Origin of the sequence: Actinomadura sp. BRA 177 (assembly GCF_013372625.1) — a bacterium.
Lineage (GTDB): Bacteria > Actinomycetota > Actinomycetes > Streptosporangiales > Streptosporangiaceae > Spirillospora.
Map to the genome: position 1 here is coordinate 1 of NZ_JABXFD010000275.1, position 4462 is coordinate 4462.

Genomic DNA, 4462 nt, shown 5'->3' on the forward strand with positions numbered 1-4462 from the left:
GAGCCAGCCGGGCCGCGGCAGCGCGCGCCGCCGGTCCTCGCGCTCGTTGTACTGGGCGGGCAGGTAGAGCGTGAACACGCTGCCGCGGCCCGGCTGGCTCTCGGCGTGGATCTCCCCGCCGAGCAGCCGCGCGATGTTCCGGCTGATCGACAGGCCGAGGCCGGTGCCGCCGTAGCGGCGGCTCGTGGTCCCGTCGGCCTGCTGGAACGGCTCGAAGATCTCCTGCAGCTTGTCCGCGCTCACCCCGATGCCGGTGTCGATCACCCGGAACGCGATCACGTCCGGGGTGTTCCACAGCGCGGGCAGCGTGAAGTCGATGTCGCCGGCCCGCTCGATCAGCAGCCGCACCTCGCCCTCGGCGGTGAACTTCACCGCGTTCGACAGCAGGTTCCGCAGCACCTGCTGCAGCCGCTGCTCGTCGGTGTTGAGCGTGGCCGGGACGTCCGGCGCGACCTCCACCCCGAACTGCAGGCCCTTGTCGACCGACAGCGGGCGGAACGTCGCCTCCACGTAGTCGACCAGCCCCGACACCGACAGCCGCTGCGGGTGCGCCTCCATCTTCCCCGCCTCGACCTTCGCCAGGTCCAGTATGTCGTTGATCAGCTCCAGCAGGTCGGTGCCGGACTCGTGGATCGTCCGCGCGAACTCCACCTGCTTGTCGGTGAGGTTCCCGCTCTGGTTCTCCGACAGCAGCTTGGCCAGCACCAGCAGGCTGTTCAGCGGCGTGCGCAGCTCGTGCGACATGTTCGCCAGGAACTCCGACTTGTACCGCGAGGAGATGGCCAGCTGCTCGGCGCGCTCCTCCAGCGTCCGCCGGGCCTGCTCGATCTGGAAGTTCTGGATCTCGATCGCGCGGTTCTGCTGGGCCAGCAGCGCCGCCTTCTCCTCCAGCTCGGTGTTGGAGTGCCGCAGCTCGCCCTGCTGGCGCTGCAGCTCGTCCGAGCGCTCCTGCAGCTCCCCGGCGAGCCGCTGCGACTCGCCGAGCAGCGCCTCGGTCCGCGCGTTCGCCCGGATCGCGTTCAGCGTCACCCCGATCGTCTCGATCAGCTGGCTGAAGAACGCCAGGTGGACGTCGGTGAACCGGCCGAAGGAGGCCAGTTCGATCCCGCCGAGCACCTCGTCCTCGAACACGATCGGCAGCACGATGATGTTGACCGGGGACGCCTCGCCCAGCCCCGACCCGATCTTGACGTAGTCGGCGGGCGCGTCCGCGATCAGCAGCGGCCGGCGCTCCTGCGCCGCCTGCCCGACCAGGCCCTCGCCCAGCGCGAACCGGACCGCGCCGGCCCGGCCGCGCCGCGTCCCGTACCCGGCGATCAGCACCAGCTCGGGCTCCTCGCCGACCCTCTCGGCCAGGTAGAACGCGCCGTACTGGGCGCTCGCCGTCGGGGTCAGCTCGCGCATGATCAGCTCGGCGACCTGCAGCAGGTCCCGGTGGCCCTGCATGAGCCCGCCGATCCGCGCCAGGTTGGTCTTGAGCCAGTCCTGCTCCTCGGTGGCGCGGGTCGTCTCGCGGAGCGTCGCGACCATCAGGTTCACGTTGTCGGACAGCTCGGCGACCTCGCCGCGCGCCTCCACGGTGATCGTCCGGGTCAGGTCGCCGCTGGCGACCGCGCTCGCGACCTCGCCGATCGCGCGCACCTGCGTGGTCAGGTTCCCGGCCAGCTCGTTGACGCTCTCGGTCAGCCGCTTCCAGGTGCCGGCCACGCCCTCGACCTCGGCCTGCCCGCCGAGGCGCCCCTCGCTGCCGACCTCGCGGGCGACGCGGGTGACCTCGGCCGCGAACGCCGACAGCGTGTCCACCATCGTGTTCAGCGTCGTCTTCAGCTCCAGGATCTCGCCCTGCGCGTCGACGTCGATGCGCCGCGTCAGGTCGCCGTGCGCGACGGCCGTCGCGACCTGCGAGATGTTGCGCACCTGGTAGGTCAGGTTGGACGCCATGCCGTTGACGTTGTCGGTCAGGTCCTTCCACATGCCGCCCGCGCCCGGCACGATCGCCTGGCCGCCGAGCTGGCCCTCCGTGCCGACCTCGCGGGCGACGCGGCTGACCTCGTCCGCGAACGCCGACAGCGTGTCGACCATCGTGTTCAGGGTGTCCTTGAGCTGCAGGATCTCGCCCCGCGCGTCCACCTCGATCTTGCGGGTCAGGTCGCCCTGCGCGACCGCCGTCGTCACCTGCGCGATCCCGCGCACCTGGGTGGTCAGGTTGTTCGCCATCGCGTTGACGTTGTCGGTCAGGTCGAGCCACACCCCGCTGCCGCCGGGAACGACCGCCTGACCGCCGAGGCGCCCCTCGCTGCCGACCTCGCGGGCGACGCGCGTCACCTCGGACGCGAACGCCGACAGCGTGTCGACCATCCCGTTCACGGTGTCCTTCAGCTCCAGGATCTCGCCCTGCGCGTCGACCGTGATCTTCTTGCCGAGGTCGCCCTCCGCGACCGCGGTGGTGACCTGCGCGATGTTGCGGACCTGGTAGGTCAGGTTGGACGCCATGCCGTTGACGTTGTTGGTCAGGTCCTTCCAGACCCCGCTGACGCCCGGGACCCGCGCCTGCCCGCCGAGCCGCCCCTCGGTGCCGACCTCGCGGGCGACTCGGGTGACCTCGTCGGCGAACGCCGACAGCGTGTCGACCATCGTGTTCAGCGTGTTCTTGAGCTGCAGGATCTCGCCCTGCGCGTCGACGGTGATCTTCTTGCCGAGGTCGCCGTCGGCGACGGCGGTGGTGACCTGTGCGATGTTGCGGACCTGGGTGGTCAGGTTGTTCGCCATCGCGTTGACGTTGTCGGTCAGGTCCTTCCAGACGCCGCTGACGCCCCGCACGTGGGCCTGCCCGCCGAGCTGGCCCTCGGTGCCGACCTCGCGGGCGACGCGGGTGACCTCGTCCGCGAACGCCGACAGCTGGTCGACCATGGTGTTCACGGTGAGCTTCAGCTCCTGCAGCTCACCGCTCGCCTCGACCGTCACCTTGCGGGTCAGGTCGCCCTCCACCACCGCGGTGGTGACCTCCGCGATGTCGCGGACCTGGGACGTCAGCCGCGACGCCATCACGTTCACCGACGCCGTCACGTCCCGCCAGCGGCCCGTCATGCCGCGGGCCGGCGCCTGCCCGCCGAGCCGGCCCTCGGTGCCGACCTCCCGGGCGAACTGGGTGACCTCCCAGGTGAACTGGTCGAGCAGCTCCACCATCCCGTTGACCGACTTGGCCATCCGCAGCAGCTCGCCGCGCATCGGCCTGCCGCGCACCCGCAGCTCCACCCGCCGGCTCAGGTCCCCGGCCGCGACCGCCTCGACCACGCGGTGCATCCCGGTGGCCAGGTCGGTGAGCTTGTCGATGATGGCGTTGGCGTCCTCGGCGGCGGTCGCCCACGTCCCGCGCAGCGACCCCGTCGTGAGCCGCCCGCGCAGCTTGCCCTCGCGGCCGATCTCCTGCCGCACGCGGCTCAGCCCCGTGGCCAGGTCCTGCCCGTTCTGCCGTATCTCCTCCAGGACCGCCGCGGCCTCCGCCACGGCGCCCTCGCCCGGCACGTCCAGCTCGCCTCTCGCCCTGCCGTCCCGCACGGCGACGAGCGCCTTCAGCAGCGGTGCGAGGTCGGCGTCGCTGTAGCGCGGCGTGGTGTCGCGGTACCCGCCGGGACGGGCACGTGACGCGGTACGCGGCATTCTCTTCATCCTCCTGGCCCGCGATCGTCGAACATCCGGATACCACGGACTCCCACTCCGGGCCCTCCTCCGGCTCTGCTGGGCCCTCTTCCGGCCGCACCCTGTACTCTACGTCGCCGGGCGGCGGCCGGGCCCTTTCGCGGGTCCGGCCGTGAACAGGCGTCGCTGACCGTGCATCCGCGCTTGTAGTCTTCGTGTTACGGTCTGTCGTGTCGTGGCCGGGGGGTCGCGTTCACCGAGGCCGGACGCACCGCGGGGCCCGGTTCACGGCTCTCGTGGCCGCGCGGCCGACCAGTCTGTCACGATAGCCAGACCCGGTAGAGACGCTTCGAACAAGGGATGACGGTTGGATCGGCAGACGGCCTCGGCCACCTTCCCGTCCGCCGCCGCGGCGGTGGCGGACGCGCGCCGGTTCGTCCGGAAGGTGCTGGCCGACTGGGGCATGGACGAGGCGGCCGACGACGCCGTGCTCGCCACCAGCGAACTCGCCACCAACGCGATCGCCTACGCCGGCACGTCGTTCGAGGTCTCCTGCCGGCTGGAGGACGGCGACATCAAGATCGAGGTCCGCGACCGGCACCCCACCCGGGGCATCGAGATGCCCGGCGTCACCGCCTCCAGCGGGCGCGGGCTGCCGTCCATCGCCCGGCTCGCCGCGTCCTGGGGCGTCTCCTACGACCGCCGCACCAAGGGCGTCTGGTTCCGGATCCCCCGGCCCGGCGTGACGACCGGCGCCGAGCCCGCCGCGGCCGCCGGGCCGGGGGATCCGGAACCAGACGCCCTTGGTGCGGCGGTCGTAGGA

The 4462-nt window shown here is 71.7% G+C and carries 2 protein-coding genes; one reads left to right on the forward strand and one right to left on the reverse strand.

The window, feature by feature from the left end; genetic code table 11:
* A partial coding sequence (locus HUX53_RS12150; RefSeq protein ID WP_255205183.1) for a HAMP domain-containing protein occupies positions 1 to 3660 on the reverse strand: 3660 nt, incomplete at its 3' end.
* Between the two features lie 346 nt (positions 3661 to 4006).
* On the opposite strand from HUX53_RS12150, the gene HUX53_RS12155 reads away from it, so the two are divergent.
* A partial coding sequence (locus HUX53_RS12155) for an ATP-binding protein (protein WP_176403276.1) occupies positions 4007 to 4462 on the forward strand: 456 nt, incomplete at its 3' end.